The sequence below is a fragment of the Actinoplanes sp. NPDC051475 genome, from assembly GCF_040689425.1.
Classification (GTDB): Bacteria; Actinomycetota; Actinomycetes; order Mycobacteriales; family Micromonosporaceae; genus Actinoplanes.
In genome coordinates this window covers 22,868-40,982 of the sequence record NZ_JBFAZZ010000024.1, presented here as the reverse complement: position 1 = coordinate 40,982, position 18,115 = coordinate 22,868, and the positions used below count along the sequence as shown (strand labels likewise).

Below are 18,115 nucleotides of genomic sequence, written 5' to 3'. Positions count from 1 at the left end.
ACTTATCGCCACTGCAACCACACGGTAGCCTCAGCGTGGGGCAAGCGAGGAGCGCGTGGTGGACGAAACAGGGCATTCCGGTGACGCTGGTACCGCGGACGGCGGTTCCGGGGCCGAGTCACGCGACCGCACCCTGTTGAACGGCTGGGCTGCGCGGGAAAGCCCCTGGTCGAACGCGGGGGCGGCGCTGGACCCCGAAACCGAGATCCCGGCCTGGCGGCGGCCCGGCACCGAGGTGCGGCCGTTCACCCGGCGTCCCCTTCCGACTGACCCCCCGTCGGGTGACATCCGTCCGTTCGCCGCCCCGCCGCCGTTCACCCCCGCCCCGCCCTCGCCCGCACCGCCGGCCGACGATGCCCAGCAGCCCCGCACCGATAACGCCGCCGCGCCACGCTGGTCCGACAGCCGGGCCCGCTATCAGGACCTGCTCTCGCACCTGTCGCCGAACGGCACCGAACCCCGGCAGAACCAGCCGCCCCTGGCCGCGGAGCCGCCGGAGCGCCCCGACCCGCTCGCTCCCGAGCTGCTGCGCGCGAACGGTCAGGCGGCATTGCCCTCCAGCGCCCCGCCGTATCCGTACGAGGGCGACCTCGACGACACGCGCCAGCAGCGTGCGGCGCTTCCGGCCGAGCGGCCCTTCCCTGCGGTACGCCCCGCCACCCCCGGAGGCCGCCGCCCCGACTGGTCCGCGCCCGAGTCCGCACGCCACGCCCTGGAGCCGCCGACGCCCGCCGAGGGCCTGCCCCGGGTCGGCTCCGAGACCACCGAGGCCGCGCGAGCCGGTGATCAAACGACCGCCCGGGCGTCGTACGATCCCTCCAGCTTCCCGCGCCGGTTGCCGTACCAGCCTCCGCAGCCGGCGTTTCCGGCCCGGCCGGCCGGCGATCCCGGCGCCGGCGACACGGGGGAGCAGCCCTTCTCCGCGTTGCCCCAGCGCGTCCCGGCCCAGCCGGACGTGCCCACCGTCCCGGAGCCGCCGTCCGTGGAGCCCTCGGCCGAAACCCCCGCGCTGGCCCGCATCGCGACGCACCTGCGCCGCGGTGACGTGCTGTCGTCGCGGGAACGGCAGGAGGGCTTCGACGTCAACGCCATCCTGGAGGCGGTCCGCGAGGTCGACGGCGTGCGCGACGCCGCCCTGCGCACCACCCCGGCCGGGGCACACAGCCTGCGGCTGGACCTCGCTGAGGGCGCCGACCCGGCCGAGGTGAGCCGCCAAGTCGCGCGCCTGCTGCAGGACCGGATGGGACTCGACGCCGCCATGCAGGGCGCGTCTCCGCTCGGCGCGCCCCCGCAGGGCCCGCCGCCGGTCGCGCCCGGCTCGGCGCCACCCGCGCCGGCTCCGCGCTCTGCCCCGCCGTCCCCGGCCCCGCGCTCGGCGCCACCCGCGGGCCGCGCGACCGCGCCCGGGCAGGCGCCGACCCGGCCGGTGCCGCCGGTGACCGCCCAGCCCTCCGCCCCGCCGCCGGTCCAACCCGCGCCGTTCGCCCCGGACCAGCCGGCGCCGTTTTCCCCGGGGCAGTCCGCGCCGTACGTCCCGGCTCAGCCGGCGCCGTACGTCCCGGCGCAGCCCAACCCGGCCGGCCGGCCGGCGCCGGCACCGCCCCCGTCCACCGAGAACGTGCCGACCGGCCTCGACGCCGCCCCGCCGCGCCCGCTGCTGGAGCCCGGCGAGCGCCCCGGCCCGCGCGTGATGATCGAGAATGTGCAGGTCAACACGTTCGGCAGCGAGGCGACCGTACGCGTACGCCTGACCGTCAGCGGCCAGGTCGCCTCGGGCGAGGCCACCGGCCCGGCGATCGACGGCTACCTGCTGCGGCTGTGCGCGATGGCGACCGCGAACGCCGTGGACGAGCTGCTCGCCCACTCCGATCACGCCGACGGGCCGGCGAAGTGCTTCGTCGAGCATGCGGCGGCCGTACCGTTCGGGTCGATGCAGGTGGCCGTGGTCGTGGTCCTGCTCGCCACCGACGGCTGGGTGGAGCAGCTCGCCGGCTCGGCCGTCGTCACGGGCGACGACCGGCACGCGATGGTCCGCGCCACACTCGCCGCGGTCAACCGGCGCATCGAGGCACTCTTGTCCTGATGAAGGGCGCAAAGCTTGCGGCGGACGAGGTCCTGCCGCCGGACGGGGTCGTGCCGCCGCCATGGCCGGCCCGCCGGGTCATGATCAACGGCGCGATGCTGCACGTCCGGGACACGCCGGGCGCCGCGCCCGATGCCGAACCGGCGGTCTACGTGCACGGCCTCGGCGGCTCGTCGCAGAATTTCACCGACCTCGCGGCGCTGCTCGCCGACCGCTTCGACGGCCAGGCCGTGGACCTGCCGGGCTTCGGCTACAGCGACCCCAACCGGCGCTACTCCATCGCCGCGTTCGCCGACCGGCTCATCGGCTACCTGGAGTACGCCGGTCGCGGCCCGGTCCATCTGGTGGGCAACTCGCTCGGCGGGTCGATCTCCGTACGCGTCGCCGCCCTCCGCCCGGACCTGGTACGCACCCTCACGCTGATCAGCCCCGCGATGCCGTTCCTGGACCCCCGGCGTACGGCCCAGGGTCCGGTGCTGCCGCTGCTCGCGCTGCCCCGCGCGCACCGGATCCTCGCCTGGGGGATGGCGCGGATGACCGTCGAGGAGATGGCCGACCAGGTGCTGCTCGCCTGCTTCGGCGACACCAGGAAGGTCAGCCCGCAGCGCCGCGCCGAGGCTATCGAGGAGATCAAGCTGCGCTACACGGTCGCCCACTACCCGCAGGCCTACCTGGGCACGATGCGGGGGCTGGTGTCGAGCTTCCTGCGGGCGTACCTGCCGGGCGTCAACTCGCAGTGGCGCCTCGCCGCCCGGATCGCCGCGCCGACGCTGGTCATCGGCGGCCTCAAGGACGGGCTGGTCGACCCGCGCGTGCCGGCGCAAGTCGCGAAGGTGGTCCCGGACAGCCGGCTGCTGATCCTGCCCGGCGTCGGGCACGTCGCCCAGATGGAGGTGCCGCGGCTGGTCGCCCGGGCCGTCGTGGGCATGCTCGAGGACGTCAAGTCCCCGGTGGGATAGGCGGCACGGCGACGCCGGCTGTGGCACGCTGGCGGCAATGATCGACTTCCGTACGCCGCCGGTCCGCAACCGGCGCCGCCGCATGTGGCTGGCGGCGCCGATGGTGGCGGGACTGCTGTTCGCCGGCGGCATGTGGTTGCCCACCGTGTGGTCGTCGACCGTGACGCCGCCCGCCTCACCTTTGCCGTCAGCCGCAGCCCCCATCTTCGCCCCGGCTCCGCCGCCTTCCGCCGCTGCGTCGCCCTCGCCCACCTCGGCAGCGCCGGTTCCCGTCGCGCAGAACGCGCTGGCGCTGCCGGGCAAGGTCCCCACGCACGGTTCAGGCCGGTTCGACGTCGCCCCCGGACGAAGCAGGATTTTCGGTACGGCCGGAGCAGTGCGCCGCTACCACGTGGCCGTCGAGCGCGGCAGCAACGAGGACCTCACCGCCTTCGCCGCGCAGGTGGAGGCGACCCTCGGCGACGGGCGGAGCTGGGTCGGCGACGGGAACCTGCGGCTGCAGCGCGTGCCCGGCACCGAGCCGGCGAGCTTCACGGTGTACTTGGCCACCCGGGACACCGCAGGGCGGATGTGCCGCGTAGGGGGCGTGAACATCACCGTCGGCGGGCGGCCGTACACGTCGTGCCGGGCCACCGGGCGGGCGATCATCAACCTGGACCGGTGGCGCCTCTCGGCTCCGACCTACGTCTCGGCCCGGATTCCGCTCGCCGTCTACCGCCAGTATGTGGTGAATCACGAGGTCGGCCACGAGCTGGGCCGGCACCACGAGGGCTGCCCGAGGCTCGGGGGACCGGCGCCCGTCATGGTGCAGCAGACGTTGACGTTGCGCGGCTGCGTCCCGTACGCCTGGCCGCGCCGGGGCGATCGGCCGCTCCAGGGGCCCGCCGTTCGCGCCGGGTGACGATTCATTCCCGCGTCCCGCATCTCGGGCCGGTGTTCCACGTCATGCCCACGGCGGCGATCCACGAGCAACAATGGTGGCGCACCTTACCGCCAACCCGGGGAGTTCACCGTGTCACTGCCCCCGCTCGTCGAACCGGCCGCCGAGCTGTCCGTCGATGAGATCCGCCGCTACTCGCGTCACCTGATCATCCCCGACGTCGGGATGGAGGGGCAGAAGCGGCTCAAGAACGCCAAGGTGCTCGTCGTCGGCGCCGGTGGCCTGGGCTCCCCGGCGCTGCTCTACCTGGCCGCGGCCGGGGTCGGCACGCTCGGCATCGTGGACTTCGACACCGTCGACGAGTCGAACCTCCAGCGCCAGATCATCCATGGCGTCTCCGACGTCGACCGGCCCAAGGCCGAGTCCGCCGCGTCGAGCATCCGCGAGATCAACCCGCTGGTGAACGTGGTCATCCACAACACCGCGCTCGACCGCGACAACGTCAAGGAGATCTTCGGCCAGTACGACCTCATCGTCGACGGCACGGACAACTTCGCGACCCGCTACATGGTCAACGACGCCGCGGTGCTGCTCCGCAAGCCGTACGTCTGGGGCTCGATCTACCGCTTCGACGGCCAGGCCTCGGTCTTCTGGGAGGAGCACGGTCCCTGCTACCGCTGCCTCTACCCGGAGCCCCCGCCGCCCGGCATGGTCCCGTCCTGCGCCGAGGGCGGCGTGCTCGGCGTGCTCTGCGCGTCGATCGGCTCCATCCAGGTCAACGAGGCGATCAAGCTGATCACCGGCATCGGCGAGCCGCTGGTCGGCCGGCTGATGGTCTACGACGCCCTGGAGATGGAATACCGCAAGATCAAGGTCCGTAAGGACCCGGCCTGCGCGCTCTGCGGCGAGAACCCGACGGTCACCGACCTGCTCGAGGACTACGAGGATTTCTGCGGCGCCGTCTCCACCGAGGCGCAGGAGGCGACGCTCAACGCGACGATCACCGCCCGCGAGCTGAAGGACATGCAGGACTCCGGCAAGGACCTGTTCCTGGTCGACGTCCGCGAGCCGGCCGAGTGGGAGATCAACCGCATCCCGGGCGCGACGCTGATCCCCAAGGGCGAGATCCTCTCCGGCGACGCCCTGTCCCGCTTCCCGCAGGACCGGCAGATCGTCCTGCACTGCAAGTCGGGCGTCCGCTCGGCCGAGGCACTCGCCGCCCTGAAGGCGGCCGGCTTCAAGGACGCGGTGCACGTCCAGGGCGGCATCGTGTCCTGGGTGAACACCGTCGACCCGTCCCTGCCCTCCTACTAGGTCCGTCCGCCCGGCCGCCCGTCCTGAGGGCGGGCGGCCGAGTGCAGCGCAAAGTCAGTTCTGGTTGTAGCGTCACGATCGTGGTCGATATCGATGCCGCGATCGGGTACGTCGTCGCCCACGGCGACCCGGTCGAGCGGGCCCGGCTGTCCTACCTGCGCAAGGGCACCCAGCCGCCACCCGGCGTGCTGGAACGGATCGAGAGCGGGCAGACCCCGTCCGGCGGCTGGCCGGCGGCCGGCGACAGCGCCGTGTCCTCGGTCGACGCCACCTGCTTCCGCCTCTCCGAACTCGACGACCTCGGCGGCCTGCGCGGCCCCCAGGTCGACCGCGCGCTGAGCTGGCTGGCCGGCGTCCAGCGCGGCGACGGCACCTGGCAGGAGGACGAGTCCCTGGCCCCGGAAGCCCCGCCCTGGGCCATGCCGGGCGACCCCGAGGCCACGCTGTACCTGACCGCGGTGGCCGGCTTCTGGATGACCGTCGCCGAGGTGGAAGCCCACCCGCACCACGAGGAACCAGCCCGGTACGCCGACACCCTCGCCGCCGCGGCCCGCTTCGTGGTCGCCCAGCTGCGCCCGGACGGCACCTGGCCGTCCTTCCTGGCGACAGGCTGGCATGCGGCCGGACTGCTGCACGAGCAGCAGTTCTTCTACGAGTCGGCGCGCGTGCAACTCGTCCTGGGCGATCGCCTGCCCGACATGTCCCCGGCGGACGTGGCGAACATGGCGGCCGCCCTTCGCCGGGTCAACCTCGGGGACGACTGGCTGCCACAGAGCGCTCGGAAGCGGCTGGGGGAGGCGCAGCGTACGGACGGGGGCTGGGACAGCGACGAGGGCCCGAACTTCGACGTGAACACCACCCTGATCGCCATCCGAGCCTGTCGCTGAGGCGTCAGCGGGTGTGGCCGTTGCCCGTGACGATGTACTTCGTCGAGGTCAGCTCCGGCAGGCCCATCGGGCCGCGGGCGTGCAGCTTCTGCGTACTGATGCCGATCTCCGCTCCGAACCCGAACTCCCCACCGTCCGTGAACCGCGTCGACGCATTGATCATCACCGCGGCCGCGTCCACCCGGGCCGCGAAACGTCGCACCGCCGTCGTGCTCTCGCTGACGATGGCCTCCGTGTGCCCGCTGCCGTAGCGGCGGATGTGGTCGAGCGCATCGTCCAGCGAGTCGACCACCGCGAGCGAGATGTCGGCCGACAGGTATTCCTTGCCCCAGTCCTCCGAGGTTGCCGGCACCACGCCGTCGAAGGCCGCTACCCGGGGATCGCCGTGGACGGTCACGCCGGCGTTGATCAGCTCCTCGATCACCAGCGGCAGGAAGGACTCCGACAGGGCCGAGTGGACCAGCAGCGACTCGGCCGTGTTGCAGGTCGACAGCCGCTGCGTCTTCGAGTTCAGCACCACGCCGAGCGCCTTCTCCAGGTCCGCCGCCTCGTCGACGTACACGTGGCAGTTTCCGACCCCCGTCTCGATCACCGGGACCGTCGATTCCTCGACCACCGTCTTGATCAGCGAGGCGCCGCCGCGCGGGATCAGGACGTCGACGAGGCCGCGGGCCTTCATCAGTTCCTTGACCGAGTCGCGGGTCGTCGCGTCCAGCAGCTGGACCGCGTTGGCCGGCAGGCCGGACTCCGCGATCGCCTTGCGCAGCACCGAGACGATCGCGGCGTTCGAGCTCATCGCCGAGCCGGATCCGCGCAGCAGGACGGCGTTTCCGGACTTCAGGCAGATGCCGGCCGCGTCTGCGGTCACGTTCGGGCGGCCCTCGTAGATGATGCCGACCACGCCGAAGGGGACCCGCACCTGGCGCAGCTCGAGGCCGTTGGCAAGGGTCGAGCCGCGGACCACGTCGCCGACCGGGTCCGGGAGGGCGGCGAGCTGCCGCAGGCCGTCGGCCATCGCGGCGACCCGGTCCGGGGTCAGGGCCAGGCGGTCGACCATCGCCTCCGGCTGTCCACCGGTACGCGCGTTGTCGATGTCGACGGCGTTGGCGGCCACGATGTCGTCGGCCCGGTCGACGAGGCGCTGCGCCATCAGCAGCAGCGCGGCGTCCTTCTCCGCGCGGGTGGCGGCGGCCAGGTCGATCGCGGCGACCCGGGCCTCGGCGGCCTGCTGATGCACACTCATGATGACTCCTGGGAGGTTCATAGGAGGACCAGGTCGTCGCGGTGCACGACCTCTCGTTCATATCCCGGCCCGAGGGCCGCCGCCAGCTCCGGCGTGGAGCGACCGAGCAGGGCGGGTAGTTCGACGGCGTCGTAGTTCACCAGGCCGCGCGCGACCGGGGCGCCCGAGTCGGCGTCGACGAGGTCGACCGGGTCGCCGGCCGCGAACGAGCCGTCCACGGCGGTGATGCCCGCCGGCAGCAGCGACTTGCGGCGGGCGACGACCGCCGCGACGGCGCCCGCGTCGAGGTGCAGGCGGCCGCGTGGCGAGGTGGCATGGGCCAGCCAGAACAGCCGGGCGGCGGGACGGTTCTTGACCGCCTGGAAGAGGGTGCCGACCTCCTCGCCCTCCAGCGCCGGGCCGGCCATCGGGGCCGCCGTCAGCACGACCGGGATGCCGAAGCCGGTGGCGATGCGGGCGGCCTCGACCTTGGTGACCATTCCGCCGGTGCCGACGCCGGCCTTGCCTGCGGTGCCGATGGCGATGCCCTCGAGGTCGGTCTCGTCGCGGACGGCCGTGATGCGCCGGGACTGCGGGTCCGAGGGGTTGCCGGTGTAGAGGGCGTCCACGTCGGAGAGCAGGACGAGCAGGTCGGCATGGACGAGGGCGGCGACGAGCGCGGCCAGGCGGTCGTTGTCGCCGAAGCGGATCTCGTCGGTGGCGACCGTGTCGTTCTCGTTGACGATCGGGAGCGCGTGGAGGTCGAGCAGCTTGCGCAGCGTCCTGTACGCGTTGCGGTAGTGGGCGCGCCGGGTCACGTCGTCGACGGTGAGCAGCACCTGGCCCACTGTGAGGCCGTGACGGGCGAAGCCGGCCGCGTACCGTCCGATCAGCAGGCCCTGACCCACCGAGGCCGCCGCCTGCTGGGTGGCCAGGTCGCGCGGCCGGCGGCGGAGCCGGAGCGGGGCCAGGCCGGCGGCGATCGCGCCGCTGGAGACCAGCACGACCTCCCGGCCCTGGGTGGCCAGCCTGCCCAGCACGTCGACCAGGGCGTCGACCCGCTGCTCGTCGATCCCGCCGGTGGCCGTCGTCAGCGAGGAGGACCCCACCTTGACGACGACCCGGCGAGCACCGGTCACCTCTTCACGCACCTGCACCATTCTGCTCGCCGCGGCCCGCGAACCCCGGCGCGGATCCCATATCGTGGCAGCGGTGACACCGCAGGAGTACGTCGAAGAGGTGCTGCGGCTCGTGGAGAGCATCCCCGAGGGCCGGGTCATGTCCTACGGCGCGGTGGCCGACGCCCTCGCCGAGCGGTCGGGCCGCAACTCGGCGCGCCAGGTCGGGACGATCATGGCGCGACACGGTGGCGGCGTCCCGTGGCACCGGGTGGTGACCAGTTCCGGGCGGATGCCGCCGGGGCACGAGCAGGAGGCGAGGCAGCGCTTGCTGAGCGAAGGGGTGCCCCTGAAGGGTGATCACGTGGACATCGCACGGGCCGGGTGGATGCCCTGATGGAGACGGGACAGCCGAGCCGCACGGCGTACAGCGCGGCGCGTTACCGGGCGGCCCATCAGGTCATCGACGGCGGGGCGATCTTCGCGGATCCGCTGGCCGTACGGATCGTGGGGGAGCCGCCGGACACGGACGAGGTGCCGGGCCGGCGGGGGCAGCGGCTGTTCATCGCCGCGCGGGCCCGCTTCGCCGAGGACGCGCTGGCCGCCGCCTTCGAGCGCGGGACCCGGCAGGCGGTGGTGCTCGGCGCGGGGCTGGACACGTTCGCCTATCGGAACCCGTACCCGGGGCTGGAGGTGGTCGAGGTCGACCACCCGGACACCCAGGCGTGGAAGCGGCGCCGGCTGCACGACGCCCGGATCGAGGTGCCGGCAACGCTGACGTACGTGCCGGTGGACTTCGAGAAGGAGTCGCTGCGGGACAGGCTCGCGGCGCGGGCGGGGGCGTTCTTCGTCTGGCTCGGTGTCGTGCCGTATCTGAGCCGTACGGGGTTCGACGAGACGCTGGCCTTCGTCGCGGGGACCGACCGCGCGGAGGTGGTGTTCGACTACGCGATGCCGACGGCGTCCATGTCGTCCGAGCGGCGCACAGCACTGGAGGCGCGGGCGGCCCGGGCGGCGCGGGTCGGGGAGCCGTGGCGGTCGTCGTTCCAGCCGGAGGAGATCGCGGGGCTGCTGAACGAGCACGGGTTCGGCGAGGTCGAGGATCTCGGGCCGGCGGAGCTCGCCGAGCGGTACTTCGGGCGTCCGGGCGTACCGAAGGACACTCCCGGCGGCCACGTCCTGCGCGCGCGGAAGATCTAGCGCAAGCCGATCCAGGCGAGCGCGCCGCGCATCTGGAACTCGAAGAACTCGCGACGCTGGTCGATCGTGTTGTTGAGCTGCCCGAACAGCTCCGCGCTGACCGCGCCGCACAGGTGGATCCAGCCGGCCATGCTGCGGGCCACCAGCTGCGGGGGTGCGCCGGGGGCGGCCTCTTCGGCCACGGCCGCGAGTTCCTCGCCGAGGCGTCCGCCGACCGGTTCGCCGATCTCGACCTGGCCGGCCGTGGCGGCGTCCTGGACGATCCGGCCCAGCGCGAGGATGACCCGGACCGCGGGGCCGACCGTGTCGCGAGGGGCCTGGTAGCCGGGGACCGGGCTGCCGTAGATCAGCGCCCACTCGTGCGGGTTGGCCAGCGCCCAATCCCGTACGGCGTGACACACGGCAAGCCACCGCTGCACGGGCGACCCCTGCTCGTCGGCGGTCTCCGCGGCGGCGCCCAGGGCGTCGTACGCGTCGATGATCAGGGCCGTGAGCAGCTCGTCCCGGCTGGCGAAGTAGCGGTAGACCGCGGACGAGGCCATGCCGAGCTCGCGCGCGACCGCCCGCAGCGACAGGTTGGCGCCGTCGGTCGCGAGGTGCCGGCGGGCGGCGGCCTTGATCTCGTCGGACATCTCGGCGCGTAGCCGGGCGCGGAGCGAGGCGGCAGTCATGCGAACAGTGTGCCACATCGAGAGCACTGCTCTTGACAGCGCCCGTCCCGGCACTGACACTGAGAGCAGTGCTCACAAAGGAGAACACCATGTCGACCCACGTAATCGTCGGTGCCGGGCCGGTCGGTACGGCGGTGGCCCGCCTGCTCGCCGAGGCGGGCGAGACGGTCCGCGTCGTCACCCGCAGCGGATCGGGCCTCGATCACCCGCTGGTCGAACGGGTCGCCGCCGACGCCGGCGACGCCCGGCGCCTGAGCGAGCTCACCCGCGGCGCCGCCGTGCTCTACAACTGCGCGAACATGGCGTACACGAAATGGCCGGAGCTGTGGCCGCCGGTCTCCGCCGCGATGATCAAGGCGGCGAAGGAGAACGACGCGGTCCTGGCCATCACCGGAAACCTCTACGGGTACGGACCGCAGCCGGGTGGCCGGATGTCCGAGCACACCCCGCTCGCCGCGACGGGCCGCAAAGGGCGGGTCCGGATCGCGATGTGGGAGGACGCCCTCGCGAGCGGCGTCCGGACGTTCGAGGCCCGGGGGTCGGACTACGTCGGCGCCGGCGCGGACGGCGTGTTCTCCGCGGTGCTCATCCCGGCGATCACCAAGGGCCGCACCGCGTGGCTGCCCGGGGACCCGGACATCCCGCACACCTGGACCTACATCGGCGACATGGCCCGTACGCTCGTCACCCTGGCCCGCGACGAGCGGGCGTGGGGCCGGGCCTGGCACGTGCCGTCACAGCCCGCCGTCAGCGTCCGCGACCTGGCCGCCCGGTACTCCGAACTGACCGGCAAACCCGCGGTGAAGCTCCGGCGCCTGCCTCGGTGGGTGATGCGTACCGCCGGACTGGCCGTGCCGATCGCCCGCGAGCTGGCCGAGATGGACTACCAGTTCTACGGGCCGTTCCTGCTCGACTCGCAGGAGACCGCGAGCACCTTCGGCCTCACCGCGACGAGCCTGGACGTGGCCCTGCGCGAAGAGAGTCAGAGCAGCAGTCCGACGCCGTCCCGGCGGGGATCACCGGCCGCGCCGCCCACCCCCACGGCCGTGACGCCGCCGAAGTAGTGGTTGATCTCCGGCCACTCCCGGAGCTGCCAGCCGGCCTCGGTCAGCGCGTCCAGCTCGTCGCGGGCGTATCCCGGCTCGACGTGGATCGTGTCGTCGACGACGTGGAACCGCGGCCGGGCGATGGCCGCCGGCATGTCCAGGCCGTCGACCAGTACGCCGATCAGCGTGTCCACCAGCGCGGTGCGGATCCGCGACGCCCCGGCGGATCCGATCGCCACGGCCAGCGCGCCCGCCTCGTCGATCACCACCAGCGGGCACATGTTCGACGACATCCGGCGTCCGGGGGCGAGGTCGTCGGTGATGAGTTCGCCCTCGCCGAGCATCGAGTTCAGGTTGATGCCGAGGCCGGGCAGCCAGACCGCCGCGCCGAGACCCATCGTCGTGGTGATCACGCAGGCGTTGCCCTCGGGGTCGACCACCGAGACGTTGGTGGTGTCGCCGATCTTCTGCCGCCCCCGGTCGCGCAGCGCGGCGGCCAACGCCACGGCCCGTTCCGGCCGTGGCAGGTTGGCCAGGCCCGCGGGGAGTGCCGCGATGGTGTCGACGGTCCGGTTGAGGTCGTGGCGGGCCCGCACCCGGTACGACCCCAGCATCGCGTGGTCGACGTGCGTCTCCAGCACCCGGTACGCCGCCAGATCCATCGGTCCCATCGCGCCGCCGGCCGCGCGTACCGTCTCGACCATCAGGGACGCGTAGGCGCCGGTGTAGAACAGGGCCGGGCCCTCGGCGGCGAGCGCTTCGAAGGCGGTCGCCAGGCCCGGGTGGAAGAGCTGGTCGCCGCCCCGCAGCAGCTGCCCGCCGGGCGCGTAGACAGCGGCTCCGTCACCGTGTGCCAGCGCGGGCGCGCAGGCGTCCAGCGTGCGCGCGTGGGCGGGCGGCATCTCGACCCCGGTGACGGCCAGCTCGTAGGCCGGTTCGACCAGCGCCGCCCAGGGCAGCCGTCCCCAGCGGCGGTGCACCTCGCCGCAGCCCGCGGGCACGCCCGGCACGGCGACGCTGGCCCCGCCGATCGAGTAGACCTGCGGCACCCCGCCGAAGAACACGTCGACGGCGACCATCGGGCCCGGCCGGCGGTCACCGTCGGTGCCCGGCACCGAGACGAAGAAGTCGAGGCAGGTCACGTCGCCCGACGCGGCGTCGAAGTACGTCGCGAACCCGCCGCCGCCCAGTCCCGTGTAGACGGTCTCGGCGGCGCAGGTGGCCAGCACCGCGGCGACCGCGGCGTCGGCGGCCGAACCCCCGGCCTCCAGGATCCGCAGCCCGGCCGCGGTGGTCGCCGGGTGGCTGGCGGCGACGCCGGCTGCCACCCGCCCCGTCCGTGGGGAAATCTCCATTGGGCGAAGCGTAGGCGCAGCAGCCCACCCGTGGTTACCATCCGCGTCCGTGGCGGCCGCCGATCCCCCGCCGGGCGTACGGCGGCCTGGGGTACGTTGAGCGGCGTGGCCGGTCTGCCTGGAGTGCTCGGTGAGCCCATCAAGTTCGTGCTGAACTGGGGGCGCCGCTACTCGCTGTGGGTGTTCAACTTCGGCCTGGCCTGCTGCGCCATCGAGTTCATCGCGACCAGCATGAGCCGCCACGACTTCATGCGGATGGGCGTGATCCCGTTCGCGCACGGTCCGCGCCAGGCCGACCTCATGGTGGTCTCGGGCACCGTGACCGACAAGATGGCCCCGGCGATCAAGCGGCTCTACGACCAGATGCCCGAGCCCAAGTACGTGATCTCGTTCGGCTCGTGCGCCAACTGCGGCGGCCCCTACTGGGACTCGTACTCGGTGACCAAGGGGGTCGACCAGCTGATCCCGGTCGACGTCTACGTGCCCGGCTGCCCGCCCCGGCCCGAGGCGCTGCTGCACGGCATCCTGCGCCTGCAGGAGAAGATCGCCGCCGAGCAGTCCGGCCCGGGCGGCGTTCCGCGCCCCGACCCGCTGCGCTCCGGTGACGGGCTGGTGCCCGGTCCGCCGGATTCCTCCGCATCCTCCCGCGATGCCGCCTCGCTGACGGCCCCAGTGGTGCGCCCGCCGGCCTGACGCGTCGCCGGTTCGTCGCGTCTGTGACATACAGCTATCGACTTCCCGGTCTACGCTGCGGGGCATGAGTGATCAACCGCGGTCGGACTTCATCATCGACGTCTTGACCAGGGAATTCGGCGAGTTGATGGCGATCGATCCGGCGGCGTTCCGGCGCAAGTTCCGGAAGATGGCGGCCTCGCCCTTCGCGTTCTACCGGGGCAGTGCCTCGCTCTTCTACGCCGACATGACCGGCGCGTTCGCCGACGACCGCTTCCTCGACGAGCGGACCAGCCGGGTGTGGATCCACGGCGACCTGCACGCCGAGAACTTCGGCACCTACATGAACTCCTCCGGTCAGCTGGTCTTCAACGTCAACGACTTCGACGAGGCGTACGTCGGCCCGTTCATCTGGGACCTCAAGCGCTTCTGCGCCAGCGTCGCCCTCATCGGCTACAGCAAGGCGCTCTCGGACGATGTGATCACCTCGCTGGTCACCACGTTCGCCGGGGCGTACCTGACCGAGCTGCGGGCCATCGCCCGCGGCGGCGACGACGCGATCGGGTCGATCACCCTGGAGAACGCCGACGGCGTCCTGCGCCGGGTGCTCCAGGAGGCCCGCCTCAACACCCGCGTCGACCTGCTGGCCGGGCAGACGACGATCGACGACTACGAGCGCCGGTTCTCCCTCGGCGACGGCGTGTACGAGGTCGACGACGCGACCGCCGCCACGGTTCGCGACGCCTTCCAGCAGTACCTGGCGACGCTGCCGTCGCGCGGCGACGGGGTGTCCACGAACATCAAGGACATCAAGCTGCGCAAGGGCGTCGGCATCGGGTCGGCGGGGCTGCCGTCGTACAACCTGCTGCTGGAGGGGCACACCCAGGCGCTGGAGAACGACGTCATCATCTACATGAAGCAGGCGCAGATCCCGGCGGTGGCCCGCTGGATCGACGACGAGCGGGTGCGCGGCTACTTCCGCCACCAAGGCCACCGCACCGCCGAGTCGCAGCGGGCCCTGCAGGCGCACGCCGACCCGTGGCTGGGCTACACCGAGCTCAACGGGGTGGGCCAGCTCGTGGCGGAGGTGTCGCCGTACGCGGCCGACCTGGACTGGGCCGACGTCAACGAGCCCGAGGAGCTGACCGGCGTCCTCACCGACCTGGGCCGCGCGGTGGCCCGCATGCACTCGGTCGCCGACGACGAGTCGAGCCACGACCTCGTCGACTTCTCCACCGAGGAGACCATCGTGGCCGAGGTCGACAAGGACGAGACCGGCTTCGTGCGGCTCCTGGTCGACTTCGCCCACGCGTACGGGGACCAGACCCGCGAGGACCACCAGGACTTCGTCGACGTGTTCCGCAACGGCCGCCTCCCCGGCCTGGGCTGACGCGTCACACGGGGTCGAGGTAGTACGCGAACCCGGCACGGTTCCGGGCGGCCTCGTCCGGGGTGACCGTCACCGCGAGCGTCGCGTTCTTCGGGAGCACCACTGTGGTGCTCCCGTCGGCCGCCCGCGGGTCGACGTCGGTGCAGCTCACCACCTCGTCCGACAGGACCCCGCCGGCGTCGCTGATCCGGCCGTCCCGCACGGCGAGCTGCTGCAGCCGCACCACGACGGAGCCGGGGCCGGCGCAGGCCATCCGGAACTCGTACTCGCCGGCCTGCCGCACGGCCTGGGTGGTCTGGGCCGGCCGCTCGGTGGTCATCCGCTCCGGCTGGAAGTGGCCGCCCGACGAGAGCACCTGGGCGGCCCGGCCGGCGTTCCACGACGACTCCGGATCGACCGGCGCCGACTGGTCCGCGGCGCCGGCTCGCGCCACCACGAGCGAGTAGGCCGCTTCTCTGGCGGCTTGATCGTCACCATGCAGCGAGACGGTCAGCTCGCCGTCGACCGGAAGCTGGAACGGCATGGTCGCGGCCTGCGGGTCTGTCGCGCAGGAGACGACCTGACCGCCCAGGGCCATCGGATTCTCCCCGTCCGACCGCGTCACGGCCAGCGTCAGTACCCCGGCGCCCGCGCACGCCACGGCAACGATGTAGCTGCCGGCGGTCAGGCCGGGGACGTTCTCGACGGTTCCGCCGGTCACGGGCCCGGCGGCCGCGTGGCCGCCGCGGTCCGGCACCTGCTCGCCGACGGCCCGCTGCGCGGCGGCCGTGAGCCGGGCCATCCGGTCATCGGGCGCCTTGCGTTGATCATGCTCGGGCAGACCCATGGCGGCGAAGGCGCCCGCGGCGGCCAGCACGGCGGTCGCGCCCGCCACGCTCCGGGCCGTACGGCGGCGGCGCACGGTCCGGTGTACGGCGGCGATGCCCGGCGGCCGGACCTGCGGGAGCGTCTCGGCGCGCAGCCCGGCGAAGAGGCTCTCGATCTGGTCAGGCATTGCGCACCCCCTCGGTGGTGAGCTCGGCGGCCAGGGCGGCCCGGCTGCGGTGCAGCCACGACTTGACCGTGCCCTCGGCAACCCCTTCCCGATCGGCGATCTCGGCGATCGTCATGTCGGCCAGGTAGTGCAGCACCATCGCGCGCCGCTGGGCCGGCGGCAGGGTGCCCAGCGCGGCGACCAGCGCCACCCGCTCGGGGCTCGGCCCGTCGACCTGCGCCTCGACCGGCCGCTGCCGGCGCAGGAAGTTCAACGCGGTACGCCCCCGCCGCCACCTGCTCACGGCGAGGTTCCACGCGACCCGGCGTACCCAGCTGACCGGATCGTCGTACGCCGACACGGTGCGCCAGCGCGCCAGTGCCCGGCAGAACGCCTCCTGCACCACGTCCTGCGCCTCCTGCCGGTCGCCGAAGTACGCGTACAGCTGCACCGTCAGGTCGCCGTAGTGCGCGGCGTACAGCTCGTCGAACGACACTGGGGTGGCTGTCACGGCGGTGAGCGGCTCCGGTCCGAGGCTGACGGCTGGCGATGTCACGGCGACTACACGTACGGGAAGCGTCGGAGGTTGCGCCGCGTCGCCGGATCATAGGATGGGCACCATGACGCCCGAAGAGATCGGCGAGCGGTTGGTCGCGCTGCTGACAGCCCACGACGCCGACGCGCCCGCGGATCCCTCGGCGATCACCGCGGGCGTCTCCGGCGGCGGACCCGGTCACGAGCGCGCGGTCGTCGACGTGCCGGCCGCGATGTGGTGGACGGCCATCGGCGCCGCGCGCGACCCCGGCGCCCTGGGCTGCGACTTCTTCGACTGGCTCTCCGCCGTCGACGAGCTCGACGAGGGCTTCACCGTGGTGGCCCACCTGTGGTCGACCCGCCGCCGGCACGGCCTGCTGATCCGCGCCCGGGTGCCGCGCGAGAACCCGGCGGTGGAGTCGGTCGTCGACCTCTTCCCGGGCGCGACCTGGCACGAGCGGGAGACGCACGAGATGTTCGGCATCACCTTCGTGCGCCACCCGGACCTGCGCCCCCTCCTGCTGCCGCCCGGCTTCGAGGGGCACCCGCTGCGCAAGGAGTTCGTCCTCGCGTCCCGGGTCGCGAAGGCATGGCCGGGCGCGAAGGAACCGGGGGAGTCCGAGGCCGGCGTGGCCAAGCGCGCCCCGATGCGGCCGCCGGGTGTCCCGGATCCGAACGAGTGGGGCCCGATGAAGGGCAAGGTTCCGCCGCCCGAGCCACCGACCCGCCGCGCCCCCGCGCGCCCGGCCCCGGGCGACCGCCCCGCGCGCCCGGCCCCGCGGGAACCCAAGGCGGAGAACCCCGACGGTGCCGAGGGGGAGCGCTGATGCCGCTCTGGCTGGACCTGCTCGTACGGGTCGTCGCGGTCGTCGCCGCCTTCCTCGTGCTGCCGCTCGTCATCGGGCAGGCCGAGCACAAGGTCATGGCGCACATGCAGGGCCGGCTGGGACCCATGTACGCGGGCGCCTTCCACGGCTGGGCGCAACTCGTCGCCGACGGCGTGAAGTTCGTGCAGAAGGAGGACATCACCCCGCGCGACGCCGACCGCAGGGTGTTCCAGCTGGCGCCGCTCGTGGCGCTCTTCCCGTACCTGATCGTCCTGCTGGTCATCCCGCTCGGACCCGGCGGCCTGGTCGCCCAGCCCCTGGACGTGGGTCTGTTCTTCGTCCTCGCCGTGCTGGGCATCGGCGTGGTGGCCGTGCTGATGTCCGCGTGGGCGTCGGCGAACAAGTACAGCCTGCTCGGCGGGCTGCGGGGAGCGGCTCAGCTGCTCGGCTACGAGCTGCCGCTGGTGCTGTCCGCGGCGAGCGTCGCCATGGCGGCGGGCACCTTGAGCCTGCCGGGCATCGTCGAGGCCTGGTCGCCGTGGTGGCTGCTGTGGCAGGCGCCGGCCGCGGTGGTCTTCTTCGTCTCGGGGCTCGCCGAGATCCGGCGGCCGCCGTTCGACATGCCGATCGCCGACTCCGAGCTGGTCTTTGGCTACATGACCGAATACACGGGCCTGCGCTTCGCGTTCTTCCTGCTCGCCGAGTACGTCGGCATCGTGGTCATCGCCGGCCTCACCACCGTGCTCTTCCTGGGCGGCTGGCACGGTCCCGACCCGGCACACCTCGGCTGGCTGTGGACCCTGCTGAAGGTCTTCGCGGTGTCCTTCGTGATCATCTGGTTCCGGGTGAGCTACCCGCGGCTGCGGGAGGATCAGCTCCAGCGCCTGTGCTGGCTGGTGCTCGTGCCGGTCGCCCTGGGACAGCTTGTCCTGACCGCGGCGGTCAAGGTGGCGTTCTGACTTCTGCTCGCTGAGCGTGTCGGGC

18 protein-coding genes are annotated in these 18,115 nt (G+C 72.9%); 12 read left to right on the top strand and 6 right to left on the bottom strand.

Annotation, left to right across the window (positions count from 1 at the left end):
- Nucleotides 1-58 precede the first annotated feature (58 nt).
- From AB0368_RS34615 to AB0368_RS34595, 5 genes are all read left to right on the top strand, one after another.
- Nucleotides 59-2,083, top strand: coding sequence for a Daple (locus AB0368_RS34615; RefSeq protein WP_366158248.1), 2,025 nt, complete (start codon nucleotides 59-61; stop codon nucleotides 2,081-2,083).
- Nucleotides 2,083-3,042, top strand: a complete 960-nt coding sequence (locus AB0368_RS34610) for an alpha/beta hydrolase (RefSeq protein ID WP_366158247.1) — start codon at nucleotides 2,083-2,085, stop codon at nucleotides 3,040-3,042. Before AB0368_RS34615 ends, AB0368_RS34610 begins: the two co-directional genes overlap by 1 nt.
- Before the next feature lie 37 nt (nucleotides 3,043-3,079).
- Nucleotides 3,080-3,943 (top strand): DUF3152 domain-containing protein, encoded by an 864-nt coding sequence (locus tag AB0368_RS34605; RefSeq protein ID WP_366158246.1) that lies wholly within the window; start codon nucleotides 3,080-3,082, stop codon nucleotides 3,941-3,943.
- 111 nt (nucleotides 3,944-4,054) lie between these two features.
- Nucleotides 4,055-5,236 carry an adenylyltransferase/sulfurtransferase MoeZ gene (moeZ, locus tag AB0368_RS34600; protein ID WP_366158245.1) on the top strand — a complete coding sequence of 394 codons (1,182 nt, stop codon included), beginning with the start codon at nucleotides 4,055-4,057 and terminating at the stop codon, nucleotides 5,234-5,236.
- Nucleotides 5,237-5,316: 80 nt separating this feature from the next.
- Nucleotides 5,317-6,123, top strand: a complete 807-nt coding sequence (locus AB0368_RS34595; protein WP_366158244.1) for a prenyltransferase/squalene oxidase repeat-containing protein — start codon at nucleotides 5,317-5,319, stop codon at nucleotides 6,121-6,123.
- Between the two features lie 4 nt (nucleotides 6,124-6,127).
- On the opposite strand, the gene AB0368_RS34590 is transcribed toward AB0368_RS34595, so the two are convergent.
- Nucleotides 6,128-7,366, bottom strand: coding sequence for a glutamate-5-semialdehyde dehydrogenase (locus tag AB0368_RS34590; protein ID WP_366158243.1), 1,239 nt, complete (start codon nucleotides 7,364-7,366; stop codon nucleotides 6,128-6,130).
- Between the two features lie 17 nt (nucleotides 7,367-7,383).
- Nucleotides 7,384-8,496 carry a glutamate 5-kinase gene (proB, locus tag AB0368_RS34585; protein ID WP_366158242.1) on the bottom strand — a complete coding sequence of 371 codons (1,113 nt, stop codon included), beginning with the start codon at nucleotides 8,494-8,496 and terminating at the stop codon, nucleotides 7,384-7,386.
- A 61-nt stretch (nucleotides 8,497-8,557) separates the two neighbouring features.
- Between proB and AB0368_RS34580 the strand changes: the two genes are divergently transcribed.
- The gene (locus tag AB0368_RS34580) at nucleotides 8,558-8,860 is read left to right on the top strand and encodes an MGMT family protein (RefSeq protein ID WP_366158241.1); all 303 of its coding nucleotides are present in this window, start codon (nucleotides 8,558-8,560) and stop codon (nucleotides 8,858-8,860) included.
- A complete protein-coding gene (locus AB0368_RS34575) occupies nucleotides 8,860-9,663 on the top strand; it encodes a class I SAM-dependent methyltransferase (protein WP_366158240.1) in 804 nt (267 codons plus the stop codon). Before AB0368_RS34580 ends, AB0368_RS34575 begins: the two co-directional genes overlap by 1 nt.
- Here the strand turns inward: AB0368_RS34575 and AB0368_RS34570 are convergent.
- Entirely contained in the window at nucleotides 9,660-10,334 is a 675-nt protein-coding gene (locus tag AB0368_RS34570; RefSeq protein WP_366158239.1) for a TetR/AcrR family transcriptional regulator, read from the bottom strand. The genes AB0368_RS34575 and AB0368_RS34570 overlap by 4 nt on opposite strands.
- 89 nt (nucleotides 10,335-10,423) lie before the next feature.
- Here AB0368_RS34570 and AB0368_RS34565 point away from each other — a divergent pair, with 89 nt between their 5' ends.
- Complete coding sequence (locus AB0368_RS34565; protein WP_366158238.1) at nucleotides 10,424-11,398, top strand: NAD-dependent epimerase; 975 nt, start codon at nucleotides 10,424-10,426, stop codon at nucleotides 11,396-11,398.
- On the opposite strand, the gene AB0368_RS34560 is transcribed toward AB0368_RS34565, so the two are convergent.
- Nucleotides 11,317-12,735 (bottom strand): gamma-glutamyltransferase, encoded by a 1,419-nt coding sequence (locus AB0368_RS34560; RefSeq protein ID WP_366158237.1) that lies wholly within the window; start codon nucleotides 12,733-12,735, stop codon nucleotides 11,317-11,319. The two genes, AB0368_RS34565 and AB0368_RS34560, sit on opposite strands and share 82 nt — an antisense overlap.
- Nucleotides 12,736-12,840: 105 nt before the next feature.
- Here AB0368_RS34560 and AB0368_RS34555 point away from each other — a divergent pair, with 105 nt between their 5' ends.
- Together AB0368_RS34555 and AB0368_RS34550 are read left to right on the top strand one after the other, a co-directional pair.
- Nucleotides 12,841-13,428 (top strand): NADH-quinone oxidoreductase subunit B family protein, encoded by a 588-nt coding sequence (locus AB0368_RS34555; protein ID WP_366158236.1) that lies wholly within the window; start codon nucleotides 12,841-12,843, stop codon nucleotides 13,426-13,428.
- 64 nt (nucleotides 13,429-13,492) lie between these two features.
- A complete protein-coding gene (locus AB0368_RS34550) occupies nucleotides 13,493-14,797 on the top strand; it encodes a DUF2252 domain-containing protein (RefSeq protein ID WP_366158235.1) in 1,305 nt (434 codons plus the stop codon).
- A gap of 4 nt (nucleotides 14,798-14,801) precedes the next feature.
- Here AB0368_RS34550 and AB0368_RS34545 read toward each other — a convergent pair whose 3' ends face one another.
- Both AB0368_RS34545 and AB0368_RS34540 read right to left on the bottom strand, forming a co-directional pair.
- On the bottom strand, nucleotides 14,802-15,791 hold the full coding sequence (locus AB0368_RS34545) for a hypothetical protein (RefSeq protein ID WP_366158234.1): 990 nt from the start codon (nucleotides 15,789-15,791) through the stop codon (nucleotides 14,802-14,804).
- The gene (locus tag AB0368_RS34540) at nucleotides 15,784-16,326 is read right to left on the bottom strand and encodes a SigE family RNA polymerase sigma factor (RefSeq protein ID WP_366158233.1); all 543 of its coding nucleotides are present in this window, start codon (nucleotides 16,324-16,326) and stop codon (nucleotides 15,784-15,786) included. Before AB0368_RS34540 ends, AB0368_RS34545 begins: the two co-directional genes overlap by 8 nt.
- 64 nt (nucleotides 16,327-16,390) lie before the next feature.
- Between AB0368_RS34540 and AB0368_RS34535 the strand changes: the two genes are divergently transcribed.
- Both AB0368_RS34535 and AB0368_RS34530 read left to right on the top strand, forming a co-directional pair.
- Nucleotides 16,391-17,131, top strand: coding sequence for an NADH-quinone oxidoreductase subunit C (locus tag AB0368_RS34535; protein ID WP_366158232.1), 741 nt, complete (start codon nucleotides 16,391-16,393; stop codon nucleotides 17,129-17,131).
- The gene (locus AB0368_RS34530) at nucleotides 17,131-18,090 is read left to right on the top strand and encodes a complex I subunit 1 family protein (protein WP_366158231.1); all 960 of its coding nucleotides are present in this window, start codon (nucleotides 17,131-17,133) and stop codon (nucleotides 18,088-18,090) included. Before AB0368_RS34535 ends, AB0368_RS34530 begins: the two co-directional genes overlap by 1 nt.
- Nucleotides 18,091-18,115: the final 25 nt, after the last annotated feature.